We start from the raw sequence: 23805 nt of genomic DNA, 5'->3' as shown, positions 1-23805 counted from the left end.
TAACTTTCGCATTATGATAATGTTGATTACTCGTGTAATATGTATTTACAATCGGACGGCAGGTCCGATAATCCGTTGAAAGGCAAATACAAACCGGTTTTAGGAAAACCCACGCTGAACGTACCTACCTGCACCGTAACGAGCGGCTCGAATTTATCCTGATAGGAATGCACTGAAAAACTTTCTATATTTCTCAGATCGACTTCTTTCATGGAAATGACTCCAACGCAGAAAATATATTCATCCGGATGAAGATCCAGTTGAAGCTTGAGTTCCACTTCAACGACTTGATTTTCTTTTAATTCATAAGGAATATCGCATTCTTTGAATTGATATGCATAACGACCGAATATGGTTACATTTTGTTTGTTAAAAATGGAGAGGCTAAGAATCGGAGCATCCATATCCTGCATCGCTTGAATTCTAAAACAGAAGTATGCAGTATCTTGAATTGTGAAGGATGTAGCAGGTTCTTTCTCTTCGTTCAAAAGAGCATACCCGGAGAAAAAAATCCGATCATAACTGCCTGAAAGAATATCGCAACCATCCGAAGAATGATAAGATACCTTTGAATTTATTTTTTTCTCAACGAAGCTGCTAATTCTTTTCGGATTATCCAATTCCAAAGCTTCCAGTTTAATCTCTTCCGGAGACATTCGATCCAATTTATAATATAAACTTGTCGCTTTCAGCGAATCACCGTAGTAAATTGCTTCTCCATTATTCAGCAAGATGGCCTTCTCGCAATATTTGACGATAGTGCCCATGTCGTGACTTACAAAAATAAAAGTGGTATTTCCACCTAACAGCTTCTGAATGATTTGATGACACTTTCTTTGAAAGAAAATATCTCCCACGCTAAGTGCTTCATCCACAATCAGGATTTCAGGATCAAGAAGAGCTTGTACGGAAAAAGCCAATTTCACAAACATACCGCTTGAGTATGATTTGACAGGCTGATCTATAAAACTTCCTACTTCGGAAAATTCATAAATCTCATCAAACTTGGAATCGATAAACTCCTTAGAAAAACCAAGTATCGTTCCGTTCATATAAACATTTTCACGGCCGGTAAATTCCGGATTAAACCCACTCCCTAACTCAAGTAAGGCGTTAATCCTTCCGTTTACGAGAACGTCACCTTCCGTCTGAGAAAGCGTACCTGCAATAATCTGCAGCAGCGTGGACTTTCCAGCGCCGTTTTTGCCGATAAATCCGATGGATTGTCCTTTCTTTAATTTAAAATTAATATTTGATAGAGCTTTAAACTTTCGATGAAACGGTCGGTCGAATCTTTTACTAACAAGAGAAAGAAGAGGAGCCAACATATCGTAAAGTCGATGCATCGGTTTATCATAAATATTATAAACTTTGGAAAGATTTTTAACTTCAATGGCGAAATCTGACATTCTATATCCTATTTTATCTCCAACATACGGGAAAGCCGATCACGCAAAGTATTCGCTTTAATGGGGATCTCCTTTTTATAAAAAATTCGATACAAGTCCCTGAGACTGTCTTTTATGTTTTCAGTCTCATCTTGCACGGAAGAAACGTTAGCATCTTTAAGAAATGAAAAATTTTCCAAATTGTTTTCAAAAAGATTTTTGATTTCACCCGAAGCTTTCAGCTTGGATGGAAGAAAAAAGGACTGAAGTTGTCTTTCTTTAGCAGGGTATTTATATTTCACTAAGGCCTTAACCAATTTATTCTTAAGGGTTAATCGTGGTTTGCCGCTATCGTTGAAAGGCACCGCATCGGAAATATCAACTGCCAATCTATTCTGCCATAAATTCAACCATCTGTAAGCCTTTCTGGTATTTTCAAAACTCCAGCCGCCCGCCAAGGCTTCATCTATCTTTCGAAAATATCCATCAAAAGTAATTTCCGGATCATGATAATTCAAATCAGGGGGATAATGAACGATATTGGGATCATACAAGACTACGGGAAATCCCAAGAAAGTCATCTCGACACCCGTAGAGGAATGCCCATTCAAAAATAAATCCACTTCCTCCGCCAAATCATACAACGATATATTTTGATCAGGCCAATTGACCGAACAATTTTCAGGCATTTCCTTAAACAATTCCAACAATTGCAGTGCTTGCTCCGATATCCCCTGCTCGCGTTTATTCGGAAAATCTCTCGGATGAACTCTAAAAATAAAATGAAGATCCTGTCTTGTTTTTGCAAACGCAGTAAGATGTTTTACCCAATCCACTTGGTCATAAAACAATTTACTGAATGTCATCTCTCTCGGTTGAAGTCCCGAACCATAGGAGCCGAATATCTCATCATAGGTGCTCATCGTTATCCCGATGATTTTACGTTCCGGTTTAATCTTAAAAAAATCCCTGATATCGAAGTCGGAAGTTTTCACAGACGAGTAAGCCCAAACCGAATTGGAACCGAAAAGAGTTTTGTAATGATCGGTTACCCTTCGAATATTTTTCTTAACTACGGGGGTCTCTTTGAGTTCACTCCATCTTTTTCTTATGGTTTTCTTCATGTCCCAGTAGCTTCCCTTAAGAATCACCATACTTTGCAATCTATGCGCCAGATTCATACCGGCAAACATGGAATATACGTTAATACCTTTCGATTGTACATAAGAAAAAGGCCCGAAGTTTGTTGCATATTCCGAGCTATACATGACAACGGAATCGGGTTTTTCCAAATCGAAAACTTTGATGAAGGATATCAGCGATAAAAGCGCATTTCTCAAATATATTTTGTAAAAGACAAATTCTTCATTGCTAAAGTTCATACTTCTTTTTTTATATCGAATGAGCGGTTCGTATAGGGAAGATTTGCCTATACTGATTCCCTTATATGAAAAACTTTCAAAATTATCCAAAGTAACTTCGGAAAGTAGACGATCCGCTTCCCGGATATCCGAGTCGGACAAAAAACTTGAATTTTCATACGTATCAAACTTGAAATATTTCCGTACAATGGTTTTGTTCTTAATACATTCCGAACAAACAAATTCTTTCTGAGCTTGTGAAGATTTTTCGTTTTCTCCATAAGCACTCATTGTGGTGCAATGCTGATTGAAAACACGGTCACAATGTAAAAATTTAACTTCGTGACCTTCCTTTCGTAAGGAATCGGCAATCAATGCTTCCGGAAAAGTATGAACCCAAATTCCCATATTATAGGATACAAATAGAAATTTCATAAAATTATTTTAAATCCTATATCTTAGGAACTAAATCCAAATCGCATATATTTCTCAACTCACCATTCTTAAGTTTGGCGGTATAAGTTTCGTATTCAAAAGCGGAATCTACTTCCAAAAAACCGCCTTTCACACGAACTGCATTTACAGGACTTCCGCTATCAATTATTAGCTGAAGAAGATCGGTCATATATAATTCTGAAAAAGTTCTGTTCCTAATGATTTTTTCATCAGAGGGTCTCTTTTTTAACTCGTTATATATATTTTTCAAAACCTCCAAGCCTGCTTTGGTACATTTAATCAATCCTATATATTGGGATTGGATGTCCGAGTATGATTTCGGTTTGTCTCCGATTTCTACGATACGATCTCCGTCTAACTTCAGCGTTTCGGCATCGGACATGGGATCATCCGTTCTGATTTTCCATAGATCCAGCCAATTATCATCCAGAACGACCGATATATCCGCAGGACTTGCAAGCAACATCTCAAAAACACCAGGCTCGTAAATGATGTCTCCGTATGAAATTACCAAATCTTCATTCATCAAATGTTCCGCACAAAACAAAGTATAAACCATGTTAGTTGTCGCAAACTTTTCATTTTTGACGTAATTTATATTCGGAAAATTGATTTTCTCGGATTTATAACCGGTAAGAACGCATATATCTTCGATTTTATTGTTTCTAAAATTGGAAATCGTATAAGATAGGATCGATCTGTCTCCGATCTCAACCATACATTTCGGTTTGTCATCCGTATACGGACTCAACCTTGTCCCTTGACCTGCAGCTAAAATAATTCCTCTTGTTACCATCATTTACTTTCTTTTAAATACATATTGGATCAGTTCTTTATCCAGGCTCGAAGTTCTTTTTGTTCGCTCTGGATGCCATTGAATGCCGTAAACGGTTTTAGATTTGTGACGGAGTGCCTCAATTACACCGTCATCCGAAATTGCCATAGGAACCAAATCTTGGTGAAGATTCGGAACAAGTATTCCTTGATTATGAAACGAATTCACTTTAACTTTTTTCTTTTGATATTTTTTTATAAAAAAGGATTCGGCAAATGTGATATTATGGATCGTATTAACATGTGATATTTGGCTATTTTCTCTTGAGTTTAAGTCCTGAAACAAACTGCCTCCGAAAAATACATTGATCATTTGCATTCCTCTGCAAATTCCCAAAACGGGAATGCCTTTTTTTAAGCCGTAACGAATCATCTTCTCTTCCGTCAAATCTCTTGCTTTCGATATGTTCCTTGAAGAAAGTTTGTTCCCTTTATAACGCTCGGGAGAAATATCATTCCCTCCGGAAAGAAGAATACCGTCCGGCTTCAATCTTTCTAAAATATCATCCCGATCGGAATTGTCATTGGGCAATAAAACAACATCATAACCCAACGAATCCAAAAGTTTAACATAACGGTTGTCCAAGCCGTCTCTGTATTCGTTATAATTATTTACCAAATCAACTCTAAGGCTAACCAAGATCAGAAATTTGTTCTTTGCCATTCTATGATTCCTTTTGCTTTTTCATAGGAGTTGAAAATTTCTTCGACCAAATGCAATTTTTGCGTATTCTTTTTGATTACATCAAACTTCCCGTCACGATCGGCCTCTTTGATTACACGAGGGCAATTTTCCTTCTTCATTGTGTTTTTTGTTTTAGAAGTTGAAGGTGAATTCAAAAAAGTCTCTATATGTTTTATTTCATCGTTTGAGTTCGTTACAAAATCATCAAAGGAAATCCAGAGAATTTGTTTCCTTTGGGACTCGGAAAGTGATTCGTATTTGTCCAAGACTCTTCTTTGTAGAACATTTATCATGATCAATATTCTATCCATCGGTACTAACGAAGAATAATCTTCATCTATGAAAAGAAAATACCAAGGTACGATTTCACCTTTGTTATTTGCAGTTACAGTCATCGATAAAGGATCGTTTGCCCACCTCTCTCCCCAACCACGCCTAAACCAGGAATAGATCAAATCTATCGGATGGCGGATCATCTCCAAAACATAGAGTTTTGAACCGAAAGCTGTAAAGAACGGATCAATCAATCCCAAAGTATCGTGGGTTTGTACTTGAAACGTTATTTTGTTATTTCTGACTTTTTGAACGGCGGCCTCACCTTCTTTCTGAAACAATCTTTTGAAATAATCAAATCTGAACGGGTTATTGAAAACACTGGAATGATCGGAATATCTGAAATTTGTATTTCTTCCGATGATAGATTCATAAAACTTCATATCAGCCTCAAGCTGAATCAATTGAACTGCGGCATCATAATCGATTTTGCCAAGGGATGACATTAAAGCGATGTATTCGAAAATTTCCTCTACTCTCTCTATTTCAATGTCTTTAAGGCTGGCAAGTATAGGACCTAACATGCTTTTGCCGGTTCTGGTTAAACCGTCAACCAAAACGATCTTTTCGACCAGCTGGGCGGTTCGAATCAGTTTAAAATCTTTCAATTTGAATTCTCCACGGTAGAGTTAATTTTCTATAACAGAAAATCTATTTTTCTATCATTACAGTTAATTCTAATTCTTTTATGCTTTTTTATATGTTCGAATTTTATATTTCCGCACCCGATTACCGCAGCGATTCCAAACTCGGCACATCTAATTGCCATATGGGAATTGGATCCGCCGAATTTCGTGACCAAACCGAGCGGAGACAATCCGAATATCCAATCATAACCCGGATCGGCACTTTCGATTAAAATGATTTTGCCGGCAATCTCGTCGTAACTACTGATCTTCTTTTCAATAGCGACAATATCACCTTCAATCTGTTTGTCGGTAATGTAATTGGGCCTTGAATCGTAAAATTCGATGTATTCAAAATCACTCTCTTTGGAAATGACTTCCGGTAATATCAAATTCCTATAGACCTCGGCATCTTTTTTGTGCCTTTCTATCGAAGAGCTGATCCTGTTTTTGACAAAATCAACATCCGATCCTTCCATATTTCTGAAACTTAAGAGTAAACCCAAATCGGCATATTGAATTTCTTCTCTGGAAATTCCGATGATTTCGCCTGCCTTTGCAATCAGTTCCAAAGCATCACTTAAACTTTTTGTAAATTCGAATTTGGATAATTCCCTGTATTCGATCGACTTTCTGATAAATTCCAAAAGGGAATTTGCAGTCAGGGTATCAAAACCGGATGCTTTCAACAAAGAATTGATTTCACCTTCGACTTCATCGTCAAACCTAAACGATAAATCATGATTTGTTATTTTTTCCTTTGTCTTTAAATCCTGAAAATTCATAATCGAATCCAATTGATGATCATATCTGGGTGAATTGATATCGTAAGTTCCCGCACGAAGATGACCGTATAACGAAATAAATTCGGAAATATCCAACAGCCCTTTATTTAAAGTATCAAAATCATCCGAAAACTTTTTAGCTACGGTGGACACGGATAGAAAAAAATCATTAATCCATTTCTCATCAATCTGTTTGATAACAGTCAGACTTCTTAAGATGGAAGTTCCTATAAAAGCCAATCTTGCAAGCCTGGAAAAAGGACGTGTTCCGAATTTTCTGCAATTATCCAGAATATAATGAGCTCCGCTCATCAGTTCCCAAAACGAAACGTTTTCGCGCTCAAGATTTGTCAAAATCAGATCTCTTCTTGAGGAAAGTTCACTACATGATTTCAAATCTTCGTCGAAAATTTTTTCCGATGTGTCGATTATGTTAAGCGTTAGCGATTTTAAAGAATGAATGATATTTGAAATTTCATCTTTTGGAAAATCGAATTTCTCAAGAACTTTAATTCTTTCTTCCAAAGAAAAATCATAACAAGTCCATAAAATTTCAAACTCAACTTTATCCTGTCGTTCCGGGTAAATCGCCAACTGATCTATATAATATTTTACAAGTTTATCCCTTACTTCTTTTGAAATAGATGCGGGAACGAAGGAATTAAAACTCAGTCTAGTATCTATATAAGGTTTTCTTCCGAACGATGTCATAAGTTCGCCGGGGAACACATCAAAGTAACCGAGAAGGCTTCTAGCCTCATGCCAGATATTATTAGTAATTAGAAAGCGGTACAATGTGTACGCAAGCGTAGCAGGCTTATCTCCGATAATCTCCGCAGGATTCCAATCAGGCATATCTCCGTATATCGTATTCTTACCGGAGAGATGAGGAACAGGAGAGTTGTAACGGACAAATTTCTGTTTCATGTTTTCAATCAATTGGGAAAAATAATCATCCTGATGATTCTCCAAATTGAAATTTGCAGCAAGCGACCTTACCTGGAATATGACGACTTCTCCGGATTTTTTCACAGCAAATTCGATGTCCAGAGGCAAAGAAGAAAAATACGATTCGATTTCTTTAATGGAATATAGCAGATTTGCCCATCGGACTTGATAAGGTTCTTTTACAAATCGCGAGATAGCGACGCTCTTCGCTACCTTACCGGAAGTAACCGTATCTGTTTCGCCGCTATCGTCGTAATTGATTACGTAGTAAGGAGCATTATTGCCGATTGCTCTAGTTAAAATAACTCCCGATATATGGACGTTCTCCGTCTGAGCTTGAATTAAAATCTGGTTCAATTCATTAACGGAGTCACCTCTTTTGTACGATTCGAAAACTTCCTCTATCGCAGTTTCGATCGCAGAAGGATCGCTAGTGGGAACATTTATGATGCTTTTGAAATATCCGGCCATCGATTCATGAGTGGAATCTTCGCTTAACGCTGAACTTCTGACGACCAATTTTCCGTTCGGAAAATCAGTTTTGATTTTCTCCAAGATTGCGGTTCTTGACCTACTCCAATCCGCTTGAGTGAAGAAAAATAGATTTTCAATTTTGAATGTAGTCGCGATCTTTTTTAATTCAAAAAGAATGGAAGCTTTTGTTTGATTGGAAAAATTCATTTTTCGAAACTTAATCTGGCAATATGACGGAGCATTGGGTGCATAATATAATAGGTTTCACCGTTGGATTTGGATTGCTCTTTGGTTCCAAAGGAACCTTTTTTTGAATACTCCTCTATCAGATCACCCAAAACTTCAGCTCGGATGCGAGGATCGTATTCGTAATCGATATCTTCATTTATCGGGAAATCAAATTCCTTCTCCTTTAAAATGGGACCGGTATCAATTGCACTTCTCAAAAAAATGGCGGTAGCTACCGGCTTTACACCGGACAAAACGTGATAGTATATCGTCGTGCTTCCTCTGAACTCGGGAAGTTTGCCCGGATGGACATGAACATATTCTTTTCCTATGGACAATAAATCTTCTTTGAGAAGAGCACCACCGGGGCCGGAATAGATGATAATGTTTTCTTTTCTTTTTTTTAAACAATCAACTATCTGCGGATCATTTATATTCATTGTATCGAAGGTTTCAAATTCTATTCTGTTTTCATTTAAAATCGATACGAATACTGCATTCTCTTCGAAACTCTTTTGTCCGGGAGTCATCGAATCCGGCTTCAACAAACATACAAAAGACGGTAAACATTCTCTCTTAATTAACTCATTCAAATAGGATATGGAACGGGCATTCGGAATGGCAAGCATTGCCAGATATTCAAGATTCAATATTTGATCTCCTTCTCGTTCAGAAGTAATGAAATATGATTCATTTCCATAGATATTGCAGGAATTGCCAGATCGTTCTTTTCCGACTCAGTCAGTGAAGAGTCGATGGAAACGACTAAATCGCCTACTTTTAAAGCGACATTCAACATTTTAAAATTACGATACAACTTGAAAAACAGATTTGCTGCGATCGAAAGAAATATATAATTCGTAGCTACATCAAATTGTCCGATAGGAGCCTTGAAGCCCAAATCGTAGTTTTGATAAAGTTTTTTAGTTACTTCAAATTTTCTAATATATGAGGATAACAAAGTTGAATCTTCTTCGGAAAATTTCCCGCTTAAAATCGATCTTGAAATTATATTTCCCAAATTCAATACGGTAGTATTCGTATCGTTATTTTCAAACAAAGAGAAGGTTTTTAAAACATTATCGTATATTGTTTTTTCCAAAATATCATAATCCGAAACTTCCGTTTTTCGAATGAAGTTTTTTCTATCCTCAAAGTAATAACCCAGAAAGTCCCTGCCTTGATAGGGGGTGTACATATATTTATGCGGGCTTTCGATTCTGTTTTCTGAAGTATAAGTATATTGGTTCATTTTATTTAAAATCAGGCAATGAGCTTCGGATTAACTTAACAAATGAAGTGAACTCTTTTACATCATCATCATTCTTGATGATTAGGTTCGGTTTTTCAGGAATCTCAAAAGGAATATCAAATCCTACAACGTTCTTAATCTCGCCTCTTTCCGCTTTTTCATAAAGTCCTTTCTGATTTCTTTTGGAAAGAACATCACGGGAAACATCGATGAATATTTCGAAATACTGACTTAAATTTGTACGATTCCATTCTCTTGATTCTTCAAAAATGGAAAGAATGGAACACACAACATGGATTTTTTGGCTATCAAGCATCTTGCACAACCGGCAAATCCGATCCGCATTTTTCTTTCTATCCTCTATCGTATAACCCAGGTTATCCCCGAATACTTCCCGGATTATATCGCCGTCAAGATAGACCAGATTGGAATATTCGTTTTTCAGCTCATTGAATAAGCTTTGACCAATTGCAGTTTTACCTGCACCGGAAAGTCCGATTAACCAAATGACCATAATAGATTTATTTTTTTCTCGCAATGGCGAATTGTCGGAAAAAACCTTCTGATCCGGAGGGGGTCTCCCATTCTTTTTCCAATTCCAGATTTTCTTTTATCGCATCCAATGCTTCCAGTTTGGCGACGAAATGTGAATTATCTTTATCTTTAGTATAAGATGTAGATTCGTAAAACAGGTATCCTTGGGGATTTAACATGGATTTGATTTTTGAAAAATAATTTTTAGCTTCGCTTCTTTCCCTTTTATCCTGAGTAAAAAAGGCCGCCAAAGATAAAACCACATCGTATTGAATCGGATTGACAAAATCATCGAAAAACACATCGAAGAATCCTACCCGATCTTCTACTTTCAGATATTTTGCAGTGATTTCTCCGATAGTATTCAACCAATGATTCGGCTCAATGCCATGCACTTCTTTGCAATGCAAAGCAAACTCAGTTACAAAAAAACCGAAATTACTTCCTATATCCAATACGTTATGTTCTATATTAAAAAAACGATCAAGGCCATATTCATTAATCCGCTTTTCAACCGACCATCGAAGTCCTTCAAATCCGATGCGCTCATAAGATTGATAAGGCCTGTCTTTATTATAGGTAACAGGGTTGTTTTGAATTTCTTCGTTAATTAAAGAATTGATTTGACTGATAAGTAATTCTCTTTCTGAGTCCATTGAATTTTTCCTTTTGTTAAAGATTGGTTTGGATGAATTTCGGAATATTGAAATTCTTTTCCAACAGATGTTCTCTAGCGGACGGTAGTCCGTTACCGATAAAATTGAATAAGTTTGCCGTAGAAACCGCATCCACAAAGTTAAGCGATAGCCCTTCTTCCAAATGATATCGATTTCCCGCTCCACCTGAAATGATAAGAGGCTTTTCGAATTGTTTTGCAAGTTCGGAATATGTTTTGATATCGTATCCCTGACCGGTTCCGTCTTGCCTCATGGAATGAAGGTATATTTCTCCTATGGGAAGAGTATTTATATATCTTATATGATCTTCGAGTGAGGTTTCTTTTTTTTTGGTTCCGTTTTCAATAAATACTTCAGCGATTCCGTTGTCGTTTATTTTATAATCAACGGATGCGACTATACTTTGCGCGCCGTAAACTTCCGCAATGGATCTGACAACATCGGGATCTTCACTTAATATTTCATTTACTACGATTTTATCCGCACCTGACTCAAAAAAAAGTTTAGCATCTTCGAATTTTCTAATCCCGCCTCCCGCAGCCACCGGAACGAAAATTTCTTTCGCTAACATTTTCAAAATTTCCAAAAACTTGGGAGTGTCTCTTCCATCCCTGGAAACATCAAGAACGACAAGCTCATCGATGGAAAAAGCGATTTTGGGAAAATTATAATTTTTATCCAGCCAATTCAAATCACCGACTTTTTGTAACCGGAAGTTTCGACTTAAACAAAAAAACTCGGAGCTATAATGCAGCGTGAATATAAGTCTTTTTTTAGCCATTTACAGTCGTTAATTGAACGAAATTTCCAAGAAGTTTCAATCCGTTTCCCTGACTTAATTCAGGATGAAATTGTGTTCCGAATATATTCTTTTTTTCAAAAGCGGAAATAAACCTTTCTCCGTCATGAACACTGTAAGCGTATTTTGTATCCGAATCCGTTTCCAGCAAACGGTAACTGTGAACAAAATAAAAATCCACTTCCTCTGCAATTTCCTTAAAAAGAACGGAACCCGAGTCGGGAACCGCGGAATCAAAACCAACATGAGGAACCTTCCTCCTGGAGCTATCAAAGAGTGCAAAATGTCCGCCTATCAAATTCAAACCTTTCGTAAAACCGTCTTCATCACTGGACGTGCAAAGCAACTGCATTCCCAGACAAATTCCTAAAATAGGAATATTAAGTTCCCGAGTACAATGGATGATCGGATCGTAAAAATTCAATTCATGGAGTTTTTCCATGGCTTTCCGAAACGACCCCACTCCCGGAAGTATGATATGGGAACATGACGATAATCTTTCCTGTGAAGAAACGAGTTCATAAGGGATCTTCAAATACTCCAAAGCTCCCATGATAGAGTACAGATTGCCCGCTCCGTAATTCACAATGCCGACTAACATTCGAAATCTTCACCCGGCGTGAAAGTGGGAGTCCAACGTCCGCCCACTTTCGTAAATATTTTCCGATTGACCCACTTGTCCAAGACGGAATCGAATTCTTCCATACTCATTTGATAATACTTCAAATAATCCTGAATGAACTCCTCAGGATACTGATTATCAAACAGCTTTATCAATTCTACGGCCTGGTCTTTTGTCATAGCACCCCGCCTAATCTCGATTCCGGCGTCTTGAGTCGCTCTTCCGAATCCGAATTTGAGATACATAAGATAAGCATGCAGAGCATAAAGTGCCTGGTCATTTTGTGCGAAATTCGTAAACGTACCGGCGTTTGGTGAGTCTTGTTCCGTCAAACCGCAATGTTCTTTTGCGATAAGATAATTTCTATAGGAGTCCCATGCTTCGTAATAAGACCAATGTGTGAAAGAAAGATCGGCATCTTTGATTTCGAGATCGGTTGGAAAAGTAAAAAAATACAATTCTTCGGGTGTTCCGCATTGACTTAAAACTTTATCATGCCCGCCTTCCAAATATATTTTTTTCATATAATGAATATCGTAAATGGGTTTGTACTTGGACTCTGTAGACCCTCCGTATTCAACCTCTCCGTCTTCTCCGTAAAAAATCAAAGGTATTTTGAAATTAATCGCTACACGGATCACTGCCGTCATAATAGCTGTTAACCAACCATAATAAGGGAATCCTTTTTCAATAAATCCCATTTTGTTCATCCGACGCATTACTTCGGAATCAGGAGTGATATGTATATGGTCGTAACCGCTTTGGGTAAAATTCAATAAATTGGAACGTCCAAGATCCAACTCCAAAGGAGGACGGATTGTAACTGTCAACGGTCTCATGTTGTATTTATGTTTTAAGCTATAGGCAACATAAGAACCGTCTTTGCCGCCGCTTACCGGAACGATGCAATCGAAAGTCGCATGTTTATTCTTATTTTTTTCAAGAAGTGCAAGTAGTTCCTTTTCGCGGGGAAGCCAATCCAGTTTTTTCTTCTCTTCCATCCACTGACAAGCATTACACCAACCACGACTATCGAATTGAATTCTCGGTCTGGTCGACATATTCATACAATTTTTACAGTATGTGATTTTTCCCATAACCTCTCTCTTTAACTACAATGTAAATCCGTCATCGATAACGATATTTTGACCGTTAATGAACTTCGATTGATCGGAAAGTAAAAAAACAACACTGCCTGTAACATCATCCGGATCAAGCATGCCTTTCGATAAACAATTCTCTCTATATTTTTTTAGGAACGCTTCAGGCTGATTGTCCAGAATACCTCCGGGGCTGACGCAATTCACACGAATGTTTTTATCGCTTAAATACTTTGCCATATATGCAGTCAAATGAATCACAGCAGATTTAATGGCTGCATACTCCACAGGCATAGTCATCGGAGTATCTTTGTATATTTCAAATTTAGGCGCGATCATTCCGTAAACGGAAGCTATGTTGATTATATTTCCGCCTTGGTTCTCGGAGAAATATTTTGCAAACTGTTGCGAAACGAGGAAGTAACCGCCCAAATGAAGAGAAAGATTTTCGCAAAAATCGGAATACTCGACATCGAAAAAATGGCGTCCGTAATTTTTGTTCCTAGGGTATGCGGAATTGACCAATGCATCAATCCGACCGAAAGGAAGAATGGAATCTTGAATGGAATTAAGGATAGAGTTTTTTTCGTTTATATCAATCAAACTTGTGATATATTTTTGCGAAGGAAATTCTTCATCTAACTCGAGTTTGAACTTATCCAAAGCGGAACGATTGATATCACCAAGAATCAATTTCCCTCCGTTCATCAAAACTGCTTTAGAAATCCGTCTGCCGAGGAGTCCTGTTCCGCCTGCGACAAAAATAACTTTATTTTTTAGCATCAAGACTCTTTTTCATAAGTAATTCTACGATTTCGAAATCCAATTCACTGTCAATGTCAATAGATCGTTCTTCCGGCATGACAAACAATCGCGTATCAAAATTAAAAATAGTAGGAAAATCGAATAATCCCTTTCTACTCCAAACATAAATCGAGGCGTTCATATCAAAACATTTCGGCGCATCCTGTCTGCGCACAATCGGTTTATCGGATTGTTTGGACAATCTGACTATATCGTCGCCACCTAATTCAACTAAGTTGAAGTAAGGAGAGCGTCTTGCGGGAGCTGCTGTAATCACATTGGACACGAACTTCGTCTCAAGGAGTTCAACTGCTCCTTTTATATCGTCTACCGTACGTAAAGGAGAAGTCGCATCAAGATCAACGATCGTATCGAATTCCGTATTCAAGATTGATTCGACCGACCTGACACAATGAGTGATAGCGGGTAATTTTGCAGCGGAATCGGTGGCGAGTTCGGCAGGTCTAACGATCAAATGGCGAATGCCGTAACTGCCAGCCACCTCCAAAATTTCAACCGAGTCGCTGCTCACGGCTATTTCGTCGAATAAATTACTTTGCCATGCCTGTTCGATGGTAAATGCAATCAAAGGTTTTCCAACGAGAGTCCGTATGTTTTTATTTTTAACTCCCTTGGATCCGCCACGCGCACAAATTGTACAAATTCTTTTCAAGTTCTTTGAATCCATATTTTCGATTCCGATGCTTTCTCAATAGCCGCGATCGTTGTTAAAGTGAAACAAGCTTCTTCCGCGGAACAAATGTCTTCGGAATCCCCGTTTAACATGGCAAGGTGCTCTTCCTTGTATGTAAAATCCCTATCGACACTAACTTCGGTTTTGTCGCCGCCTATTTCCATGATATTTGCAATAAGATCCAACTTTATTGTTTCTTCGTTTGTATTGATTAAAATTTCCCTACGGGGCCTTCGGTCCAAATAATTCAAATGAATGCTAACAAGAGGACACCGTGTTGTTTCCATCAGGATCGAGACCGCATCGTCACTGTTAATTTGTAAATTGCTGAAATGTCCGCTTAACGCAGTCAGTTTTTTCCAAGGACCGAAAATCCATAGTATATAATCCAGTTCATGACTCAGATCACGCAAAACCCCTCCGCCCATTTCTTTAGATGCGGAATAACTATTCTTATAATCCATATCTTGTCGCCATCCGGGCAAATAGGACCCGACATACACATTGACGGAGATTGCGGATTTTTTATTACCGTCTAAAATCGTTTTAATTTTTTTCAATAAAGGATGAGATCTCAGATTGTATGCAATTTTTAAATCGGAGAAATTGTTTGGAGGAATATCATTTACTTTGTCAAACAGAGGTTTTTCCACCAAAACCTTTCCTTTAAAATCCTCTTCGGAAATAATCCTAAGCGAATTATAATGTTCGTGAGTTTTGTTCGCAACGATTATGTACCCTGGCTCCCAATTCTTTATGGCGTTTTTCAAATCTGAAAATTTTGTAATCTCAGTTGGAAGCTCTTGCCCACTAACAACCGCAACATTAACGCCTAAATCATTTAATACACGGACATGTCTTTTTCCAATGGAACCATACCCGACTACAATCGCCTTCAACGAAAACCATTCCCCCATTCTCTTTGTGCCCGTTCAAACTCTTCCAACCTTCCCACATCCAACCAATATTCCCGCAATGGATATGCTGAAACAGGATGATCGACAGCGAGTAAGTTTTCGAATAAAGTCGGCATATCGAAAAACGTATCAGGCTTTATAAAATCCAAAACTTCAGGTGCCAAAACGTAAATACCTGCGTTTACGAAAAACTTATGAATCGGCTTTTCTTCAATCCCTTTGATTTTATATTCTTCCACATTCACCACACCGTAAGGCACCTGAAGATCGTATTCTCTTACAGCCATGGTTCCGACTGACTTATGTTCATTATGAAATTTCAACATTGCGTCAAAATTAGTTCGAGTCAGAAGATCGGCATTCATTACGATGAGCGGTTGTTCGGGTTTATGAGGCAATAGGGAAAGCGCTCCCGCAGTTCCCAAACTTTTCTCTTCATGCAAATATTCGATATCGATTCCCAACTTCTCTCCGTTTCCGAAATAGTTCCGAATCATATCGGCTTTATAATTCACGGAGATAAAAAACTTTCGGAATCCCTGTTCCGAAAAACTTTCCAGTATACTTTGCAAAATAGGTTTTCCTCCTACCGATAACAAAGGTTTGGGTATGTCATCAGTTAACGGACGCAAACGTTTTCCGAGTCCGCCTGCCATAAGTACAACCCAGTTGGGTATTCCGACTGCACCTATCAATTCATCGAGAGTTACAAGTTTAACTACTTTTCCACCCGCATTTAACACTGGCAAATGGTGCATCATGTACCGACGCATAATGGAAAGTATTTCTTCCCTAGATGTGTTTTCCAAAACGGTTCTAGGTTTGCGATTCATAACTTCGGCAACCGGAATGTCCAAAGTTTTGCCCTTAAGTATCGCCCGGCGAATGTCACCGTCCGTCAACACTCCCTCCAGATAGCCGCTTTCGTTTACGACCAAAACCAATTGAATGCCGGACGCGTCGATTTTTTGAATCGCTTCTACTAACTTGCCATTCGAAGTAATAACGTTATTTTTCCATTGTTCCATTATAATTAACTTTTAACGATCCTGGCGGGATTTCCCGTAAGACATACATTTGGCGGAACATTTTTTGTTACGACTGCGCCCGCACCGATGACTGCATTTTCACCGATTATAAGACCCGGCAAAAGAATCGCCCCCGCACCGACAAATGCGGAATCTCCTATCGTCACTCCACCGCATACAATTGCTCCCGGAGAAACAAATGCATGTTTGCCGATAGAACAATCATGATCGATACTTGCCCGGGTATTGATGACTGCATTGTCTTTGATAATAACTCTATTTTGCAAAACAGCACCTGCCATGATCTGAGCTGACGAAGAGAGAGAACACTCCGAACTGATAAGTGCAGAAGGGTGAATGCCGCCCAGAAATTCATAACCCAGAAAAGTCCATTCTTCGTAAATTTCCTTTCGTTTGTTTGTATTCTTTTGGACGCCGATCCCGTTGATCAAACGAATCTCGGAAGGATTTAAAGACAGTATAAAAGAATCGTCTCCAATTACAGTGATTCCGAAGACTTGAGTGCCTTCTTTCATATTAGGGTCAATGATTCCATCGACGTTTACTTGATTCAAAAGCAAAGTATCAAGAAGCACCCGTCCATGTCCCCCGCAAGCAATTAGATAATTTTTTCTTTCCATTGCTTGTAAATCTTAAGTAATAGGTCCGTCGATCGGATAATCCGCATTAGCTTTTTGTCCGATGTAATCCCAATATTGAATGGGAGATATTCCGCTACCGGGCCGTTTGCAACTCAGATTCTTTTCCGTAAATATTTCGCCTTTACCGATATTGTCCGTAGCAACCAAACTCTTTCTGGCGACTTCCCTGTTTTTCCATTCCGAAGGAGTAGGTCTTTTGATTCCGTCTCCCATTGCTTTTTCCACATCTCTGATCAATTGAACCATTAACTTCAGTTCGGTTGGCTCCAGTGATGCTTTATGATCCGGGCCGGGAAGACTTCTATCCAATGTAAAATGTTTTTCTATAACAGAGGCACCTTTGGCCACAGCGGCTACTGGAATATGAACGCCTTGCGAATGATCGGAATACCCTACCCGTAGTCCGAAAGCAGCGGACATAGTATCCATCGCATTTAAATTGATTTCATCCGGTGGAGCCGGATACTCCGTCGTTGCGTGTAATAAAATCAATCTGGATCGAAGTTGTTCCTGTCCTTCCTGTGATGAATATGCTTCTGCAAATGCCTTCGAAGAAGGTCTTGTATTTATTTTTCCGATAAAACCGAAAGCAATCACCCCTAATGCGGCTTCCACTTCTGCAAGAGTGCTCATTCCTGTTGAAAGTATAATCTCATCCGCGCATCTTGCAATCTCAACCAAAAAGGGAGCGTTTGTAATTTCACCGGAAGGAATCTTTATTTTTTTAATATTAAATTTTTTATTCAGAAGAAAAAGACTCTGTAAATCAAAAGGAGTGGAAAGAAACTCGATTCCTTTGCGGCCTGCATGATCGATTAATTTTTGATGAGAGTCTTCGCTTAACTCGAGTTTTTTGAGCATTTCGAATTGAGTTTCTTCCGCTTCCGTTGTCAGCTTTTGATAAGCGGCTTTGGGAGAATTTTTACTCACGAGTGCATCCGCACTGAAAGTTTGAAATTTCACCGCATCGGCACCGGATTCGGATGCAACGTCTATCAATTTGATTGCATTTTCTACCGAGCCGTTATGATTTACTCCGGCCTCTGCTATTATAAAAGTTCTTTGCATAATCAATATTTATGCTCCAAATCAAAAAAAGGTTTTCTCACTTCCAAATCGGAATGTTTGATTTGCTCTTTGATTTTGCGACTCGCACCACCCATACCGTACAATGAAACAGTATCAGGCAAATCGGATCTAAACTTGTCGGCCAAAGCCACTTCGATCGCGCTCTTGATTGATTCTTTTTCTTCGGGACAGTCGATCACCGACGTCGCCCTCAATCTTCCTTTTTGTCTGTCCCCGACATTGACGGAAGCTTTCTTCAATGCAGGCGCTTCGGTTATCCCGCTCGAAGAATTTCCCAGTATAACATCCGATATACGCATTAAACTCAAGTATTTCCGCTGTCCGAGCGAAGCAAAAGCTCTTCTTCGATCCTTATCTTTTGAAACGAATGAGTCGATTAGCTCGATCAAGGCCCTTCCGCCAGTATCCGCATTCGGATACGTAAATATAACAGTTGCTTGTGGGAAAAAATCCAATGCGGATAAAAGTTCCTGCATGAATACGGAAGGATCTTTTCCTTCCAAAGTCACCGGATGATATGTAACTAGAAAAACGGGAGATTTTAATTCGATTTTCAGTTCGTATTCCAATTCCTTTTTTTCCATCCAATTCATTCCGTTCAAATGATCAAGACCTGGCGCGCCGAAATAAAAAACCCTGTCAGGATGTTCTCCCATTTGAACGACTCGCTTTCTATAACTTTCCGCAGCTACGAAATGCAATTGGGATAACTTGGTAATTGCATGACGAATGCTTTCATCAAAAGCACCTTCTGTTAATTCTCCGCCATGTATATGAGCGATGGGAATCCTTGCAATCAGTGCTGCTTGTGCTGCAGCTAAAATTTCAAACCGATCCCCGAGCAAAACGATAATGTCCGGTTTCAGATTTTCCAAAACATCAGCGAATCCGAGTAAACCCAAACCAATCGACTTAGTAATGCCGACGGAAGTATCGGAGGATAATAACATCTCCACCTTTGCATCAATCGTAAATCCGTCGAACTCAATCTGTTTATATGTCAGACCGAATTCGGGAGAAAGATGCATTCCGGTCACAACCAATTGCAACCGCAAATCCCGATCTTCCAGGATTTCTTTCATCAAGTAATACAATAACCCGTACTCCGCACGAGTTCCCGTAACAACGCAAACCTTTCTCAAACTTCAATCCTTACACTGCTTGGTAGATTTACAACTCTTGCTTCCAACCATTCCGCTTGGTGCAATGTTCCTTTGATACAATGTGCAAACATCGGCAGATGATTCATTAATTTCCAGATCGGACGGGTCATTACATTCTGTTCATTCGAACTTTTCAGCAAATCGTCCCGATGTTCCTTGTCTTTGCATATAACAACGTTTAACCAATAATTACTGCGGCAATGATTTGGTTCCTTAAAAAATGCAAGCTCGCTTCCTTTTAGTAATTCGGCATATTGCATAGCAAGGTTTCGTTTTTGTCCGATGAATTGTTCCAGTTGTTCCAATTGCGCACAACCTAAGGCAGCATTTAAATTCGGCATACGGTAATTGTATCCGACTTCATCGTGAACAAATTCGTAAGGATGAGCTTTCTTCGCGGTAGTTGTAATATGTTTTGCCCGTTCCCCCAAAACATCACCGGTCAGTATCATTCCCCCTCCCCCGGTCGTCAGAATTTTATTTCCGTTGAAGCTGAGAGTACCTGCGAGTCCGAAAGTTCCCGTATGTTGTCCCTTATACAAACTGCCTAGAGACTCGGCCGCATCTTCGATTAGTATGATGCCCCACCTTTTGCAAACATCAACGAGTTCGGAAAGTTTTACAGGATGGCCGAATGTATGCATGGGAAGGCAGGCGCGAATGATTTTATTAGTTTCCTTATGACGGCAAAGTCCGTCATCTCCGACAAATGCATTTTCATTCAACCATATGTCAGCTGCCGTCGGTGATAAACCCAACGTATCCCCGTCTACATCAACAAACAAAGGTTCGGCTCCGGTATAAGTGATTGCATTGCATGTAGCAACAAAACTCAAAGGTTGCGTGATGACCAGTTCACCGGACTGTACGCCCGCTAGTTTCAATGCAATATGCAATGCTGCCGTTCCATTTACGGTCGCAACTGCTTTCGGACTTCCCGAATATTTTGCGATCTCTCTTTCAAAACGATCCACATAAGAACCTACACTTGAAACAAAAGTAGAATCAATCGTATCGACTACGTATTGTTTTTCATTTCCCCGAAATACGGGCGCATGCAAAGGAATGAATTCATTTGATTTGTAATAGTCTCGGATAAACCGAATGAGCGGAGAAAACATATATTATTTAAACGTTATATAAATCGGATTTGTATTTTGCTAAATTCCCGGCACGGGTAAACCACTCGATCGTATGTTTCAATCCTTCCTTAAGAGTATATTTCGGTTCATATCCGGTAAGATCCCGAATCAACTTATTTTCTCCCCATAAACGAAAGACTTCCGATTTTTCGGGACGCAAACGTTCTTCTTCCGAAATAAATTCCACATCGCTATTCATAAGTTCCCGAATCAAATTCAGAGTATCTCCGACGGATATTTCGTAATTGGACGCAATATTTACGGTCTTGCCTATTGCCGCCTCGCAATCTGCAAGGAAGGTAAATCCCCTGCAAGTATCTTCCACATAATTGAAATCACGCGTAGGACGAACGTCACCTAACTTGATCTTTTTGATTCCGTTCGCAATCTGGGAAATAATGGTAGGTATGACAGCTCGTGCGGACTGTCTCGGTCCGTAGGTGTTAAACGGTCTTGCGATCACAAGAGGTAGCTTGAATGAATTGTAAAAGCTCATCGCAATCGCGTCCGCGCCGATCTTACTTGCGCTATAGGGAGACTGAGGCTGAAGAGGATGTTTTTCGTCGATAGGAACGTATTGCGCCGTTCCATAAACTTCGCTTGTGGAAGTATGAATGATTCTTTTGACACCATTCTCAAGTGCTGCTTGGGAAATATTCAAAGTCCCGGTTACATTTGTCGCAATATAACTGTCAGGGGCCGAATAAGAATACGGAATCGCAATGAGTGCCGCCAAATGATATACTGTATCCGTTCCTTTTGTAATTTGTTTACAAAAATGAGGATCTCTGATATCTCCTGCAATAATTTCCATTTCTTTTGCATACGGGGATTCATCCAACCATCCCCAAGAATTAAAGGAATTATAATAGGTCATGGCTTTTACGGAATGTCCGTTTTTAACCAGCATTTCAGCAAGATGCGATCCGATAAATCCGTCCGCTCCGGTTACTAATACTTTCTGTTTATTCATTATGGTTTTGTTTGAATCTAAATTGAAAAAAGTTTTGAAAATTCATCTTGTGCTTTTGCATAACTTTCCAAATTTCCAATATCTCTATGATAGGTGGAATTCAGAAAAGTATTGATCCTTCCCAAATACTTCGGGATAACCTCGGTGCTAAAGTCGATAAAGTCCTGATTTAAAGAAGAAAGGAAATCAATCACGGAAGGCTCCAAAATGTATACGGCTCCGTTGGCAACATTGCCGGGAGGATTTTTTACCTTCTCATGAAATTGAACCAATCTGTTTTCCGCATCCAACTCCACGATCCCGCATGTCTCGGGTATATCCGTTACAAAAGTCATCATCGTCATTTCGGTTCCGGAAGGTCGGTTATAATGGCTATCTATGAAATTTAGAATATTAAATTTTGAGAGATTGTCCGCATGGATCAACATAACCTGATCATTTTCAAAGAAAGAACGGTTCTTAAGCAAAGTGCCGCCGGTTCCGAGAAGCTCCGGTTCAAAAATAGTTGTTGCTATATCTTTATATTTGCTTCCTTCAATATACCGTACAACTTGTTCGGGAAAGTAGTGCAGATTGACCAGGATATCTTTTACATTCGCATCGGTTAAAAGTTCCAGCCAATAGTCCAAAAGAGGTCTACTATTGATAGGCACCAAACATTTTGGAATATCATTCGTAATGGGACGAAGTCTTGTCCCGAGTCCTGCAGCAAGTAATAACGCTTTCATCGGTTATAAAATCACATTTCGATTTCTTTTAAAATTTCTTCATATCGGAGAGGAATATTTCCCACCCTTCCCACCTGACAGGCAGCCGCAAGCGAACCAATGTAAGCACTCTGCCAAACGTCAGCACCAACCACTGTCGCCATGGAAGATGCAACCAAAAAGGAGTCTCCTGCTCCCGCAGTGTCCTTAGGAGCGCTGTTGAAAGAAGGGAGTCGGTCGGTATGCCATAAATTATCCTTGTCCGTATTGTCACCCGCTTGAATGAAAAGTCCGTCCGCTCCCAAAGTGATAAAAATATTTTTTGCATCCGCTTGTTTTTTTAACTTTTCAGCCAAGACCACCAAACCGGAATTAAAGTCTCTAGTTGCAAGTCTTGCTTCCCGCTCCGTAGGAGTTAAAAAATACATATTTTTAAATCTTGAAACGTCTCCTACCTGCGAGGATGACTGACTGTCCGCAACCATCAGAATGTTTCTTTCCAAACAATAAGCGACGATTTTATCAACAAGCTGTTGCGGTAGGAATCCGTAATTGAAATCGGAAAATATCAAAAGTTCTATATTGCCTACCGAAGATTTGAACATTTCATACATTTCATCAATCAATTCGGGAGACAAGTCGTGTTGGCGCAAATGACTAACACGCATCATGGTTTTATTGCCCGCTCTATATCTTTGTTTCAAAGTTGTCGGGCGGCTTTCATCGGATAAAAAATAGGTTTTAACTCCCAACGCATGCAAGTAATTCTCAACAAATTCGTGAGTTTTGTCTTTTCCAACTACGCTATAAAAACTTACGGAGGCTCCTATACTTTGGGAATGCGCCGCCACAATGGCAGCTCCTCCGACAAACATTTCAGATTGAATCGGGGAAAGGACAATGGTTGGATCTTCTTGCGACATACCAAGGGGAATGCATGAGATATATTCATCAACAATCGTGTCCCCCATAACACATACTCTCAGATTCTTAAACTTTTCAAGGATACCCCGTAAGGTATCCATACTAAAGCCATGCCTTACGGGAAATTCGATGTTCTTTCTGATTGTTGAAAAATTGAGTTCATTGAATTCACGAGTCAAAAGATCGGAAGATGAAAAAATAATATCGCCCGTTCCGAATAACAACTTTCCACCGTAGGATTCAAGAACCGCCAATTCGGGATTATCATAAGCCTGGTGCTCATGCCCTTTGACAACTGCATACGGTTTTAAATCGCCTACAAATTTTTCAGGAGGTTCTTCCAATATAAAAGCAAAATCAACAAATCCGATCGATTCGACACCTTCCAATCGGAGTTTTGAATCCACGATCTCTTGAGTGGGCGTTTTTTTCAAAACCCCCACAACCAAAATATCACCGCATTCTTTAGCAAATCTTAATAATCTCAAATGGCCGGGATGGACAATGTTAAATACTCCTGAAACAAATATAATCTTCTTATCGCCGGTAATTCCCTGGCTGATTTCTTTAATTTTGTTTAGGTGAACTGTCATGAAAATT

At 39.2% G+C, this 23805-nt stretch carries 24 protein-coding genes; all 24 read right to left on the bottom strand.

What is annotated here, in order from left to right:
* Positions 1–26: 26 nt before the first annotated feature.
* Positions 27–1409, bottom strand: coding sequence for an ABC transporter ATP-binding protein (locus tag EHS11_RS13795; protein ID WP_135764992.1), 1383 nt, complete (start codon positions 1407–1409; stop codon positions 27–29).
* Between the two features lie 8 nt (positions 1410–1417).
* Entirely contained in the window at positions 1418–3184 is a 1767-nt protein-coding gene (locus EHS11_RS13790) for a hypothetical protein (RefSeq protein WP_135764991.1), read from the bottom strand.
* A 16-nt stretch (positions 3185–3200) separates the two neighbouring features.
* The gene (locus tag EHS11_RS13785) at positions 3201–4004 is read right to left on the bottom strand and encodes a phosphocholine cytidylyltransferase family protein (RefSeq protein WP_135764990.1); all 804 of its coding nucleotides are present in this window, start codon (positions 4002–4004) and stop codon (positions 3201–3203) included.
* Positions 4005–4703, bottom strand: a complete 699-nt coding sequence (locus EHS11_RS13780) for a gamma-glutamyl-gamma-aminobutyrate hydrolase family protein (protein WP_135764989.1) — start codon at positions 4701–4703, stop codon at positions 4005–4007.
* Positions 4682–5665, bottom strand: coding sequence for a hypothetical protein (locus EHS11_RS13775; protein ID WP_135764988.1), 984 nt, complete (start codon positions 5663–5665; stop codon positions 4682–4684). The genes EHS11_RS13780 and EHS11_RS13775 overlap by 22 nt, the downstream gene beginning before the upstream one ends.
* 29 nt (positions 5666–5694) lie before the next feature.
* Positions 5695–8097 (bottom strand): PEP/pyruvate-binding domain-containing protein, encoded by a 2403-nt coding sequence (locus EHS11_RS13770; RefSeq protein WP_135764987.1) that lies wholly within the window; start codon positions 8095–8097, stop codon positions 5695–5697.
* A complete protein-coding gene (locus EHS11_RS13765) occupies positions 8094–8768 on the bottom strand; it encodes a formyltransferase family protein (protein ID WP_135764986.1) in 675 nt (224 codons plus the stop codon). The genes EHS11_RS13770 and EHS11_RS13765 overlap by 4 nt, the downstream gene beginning before the upstream one ends.
* Entirely contained in the window at positions 8765–9370 is a 606-nt protein-coding gene (locus EHS11_RS13760; RefSeq protein WP_167884449.1) for a hypothetical protein, read from the bottom strand. Before EHS11_RS13760 ends, EHS11_RS13765 begins: the two co-directional genes overlap by 4 nt.
* 1 nt (position 9371) lies before the next feature.
* Entirely contained in the window at positions 9372–9884 is a 513-nt protein-coding gene (locus EHS11_RS13755; protein ID WP_135764984.1) for an adenylyl-sulfate kinase, read from the bottom strand.
* Positions 9885–9891: 7 nt separating this feature from the next.
* Positions 9892–10560 (bottom strand): class I SAM-dependent methyltransferase, encoded by a 669-nt coding sequence (locus EHS11_RS13750; protein ID WP_135764983.1) that lies wholly within the window; start codon positions 10558–10560, stop codon positions 9892–9894.
* Between the two features lie 16 nt (positions 10561–10576).
* Positions 10577–11272, bottom strand: coding sequence for a HisA/HisF-related TIM barrel protein (locus EHS11_RS13745; RefSeq protein WP_246047890.1), 696 nt, complete (start codon positions 11270–11272; stop codon positions 10577–10579).
* Between the two features lie 82 nt (positions 11273–11354).
* Positions 11355–11981 carry an imidazole glycerol phosphate synthase subunit HisH gene (gene hisH / locus EHS11_RS13740; protein ID WP_135764981.1) on the bottom strand — a complete coding sequence of 209 codons (627 nt, stop codon included), beginning with the start codon at positions 11979–11981 and terminating at the stop codon, positions 11355–11357.
* Positions 11975–13099: an N-acetyl sugar amidotransferase gene (locus tag EHS11_RS13735; RefSeq protein WP_135764980.1), complete on the bottom strand. Its 1125-nt coding sequence runs from the start codon at positions 13097–13099 to the stop codon at positions 11975–11977. The genes hisH and EHS11_RS13735 overlap by 7 nt, the downstream gene beginning before the upstream one ends.
* A gap of 15 nt (positions 13100–13114) precedes the next feature.
* Positions 13115–13885, bottom strand: a complete 771-nt coding sequence (locus EHS11_RS13730) for an oxidoreductase (protein WP_135764979.1) — start codon at positions 13883–13885, stop codon at positions 13115–13117.
* Positions 13872–14594 (bottom strand): acylneuraminate cytidylyltransferase family protein, encoded by a 723-nt coding sequence (locus EHS11_RS13725; RefSeq protein ID WP_135764978.1) that lies wholly within the window; start codon positions 14592–14594, stop codon positions 13872–13874. Before EHS11_RS13725 ends, EHS11_RS13730 begins: the two co-directional genes overlap by 14 nt.
* Positions 14576–15517 carry a Gfo/Idh/MocA family protein gene (locus EHS11_RS13720; RefSeq protein WP_210413692.1) on the bottom strand — a complete coding sequence of 314 codons (942 nt, stop codon included), beginning with the start codon at positions 15515–15517 and terminating at the stop codon, positions 14576–14578. Before EHS11_RS13720 ends, EHS11_RS13725 begins: the two co-directional genes overlap by 19 nt.
* Positions 15496–16545: a nucleotidyltransferase family protein gene (locus EHS11_RS13715; RefSeq protein ID WP_135764977.1), complete on the bottom strand. Its 1050-nt coding sequence runs from the start codon at positions 16543–16545 to the stop codon at positions 15496–15498. The genes EHS11_RS13720 and EHS11_RS13715 overlap by 22 nt, the downstream gene beginning before the upstream one ends.
* A 5-nt stretch (positions 16546–16550) precedes the next feature.
* Positions 16551–17186 carry an acetyltransferase gene (locus tag EHS11_RS13710; protein WP_135764976.1) on the bottom strand — a complete coding sequence of 212 codons (636 nt, stop codon included), beginning with the start codon at positions 17184–17186 and terminating at the stop codon, positions 16551–16553.
* Between the two features lie 12 nt (positions 17187–17198).
* Positions 17199–18275 carry an N-acetylneuraminate synthase gene (neuB, locus tag EHS11_RS13705; RefSeq protein WP_135764975.1) on the bottom strand — a complete coding sequence of 359 codons (1077 nt, stop codon included), beginning with the start codon at positions 18273–18275 and terminating at the stop codon, positions 17199–17201.
* A gap of 2 nt (positions 18276–18277) precedes the next feature.
* A complete protein-coding gene (neuC, locus tag EHS11_RS13700) occupies positions 18278–19438 on the bottom strand; it encodes a UDP-N-acetylglucosamine 2-epimerase (RefSeq protein ID WP_135764974.1) in 1161 nt (386 codons plus the stop codon).
* Positions 19435–20580: a LegC family aminotransferase gene (locus EHS11_RS13695; protein ID WP_135764973.1), complete on the bottom strand. Its 1146-nt coding sequence runs from the start codon at positions 20578–20580 to the stop codon at positions 19435–19437. The genes neuC and EHS11_RS13695 overlap by 4 nt, the downstream gene beginning before the upstream one ends.
* A 7-nt stretch (positions 20581–20587) precedes the next feature.
* Complete coding sequence (locus tag EHS11_RS13690; RefSeq protein ID WP_135764972.1) at positions 20588–21574, bottom strand: NAD-dependent 4,6-dehydratase LegB; 987 nt, start codon at positions 21572–21574, stop codon at positions 20588–20590.
* Between the two features lie 17 nt (positions 21575–21591).
* Positions 21592–22302: a nucleotidyltransferase family protein gene (locus EHS11_RS13685; RefSeq protein ID WP_135764971.1), complete on the bottom strand. Its 711-nt coding sequence runs from the start codon at positions 22300–22302 to the stop codon at positions 21592–21594.
* Between the two features lie 11 nt (positions 22303–22313).
* Complete coding sequence (locus tag EHS11_RS13680; protein WP_135764970.1) at positions 22314–23798, bottom strand: PfkB family carbohydrate kinase; 1485 nt, start codon at positions 23796–23798, stop codon at positions 22314–22316.
* Positions 23799–23805 lie beyond the last annotated feature (7 nt).

The sequence above is a fragment of the Leptospira ilyithenensis genome, assembly GCF_004771005.1.
GTDB lineage: Bacteria > Spirochaetota > Leptospiria > Leptospirales > Leptospiraceae > Leptospira_A > Leptospira_A ilyithenensis.
The sequence above is the reverse complement of the archived record's forward strand: the minus strand, read 5'-3'. Positions and strand labels throughout refer to the sequence as shown.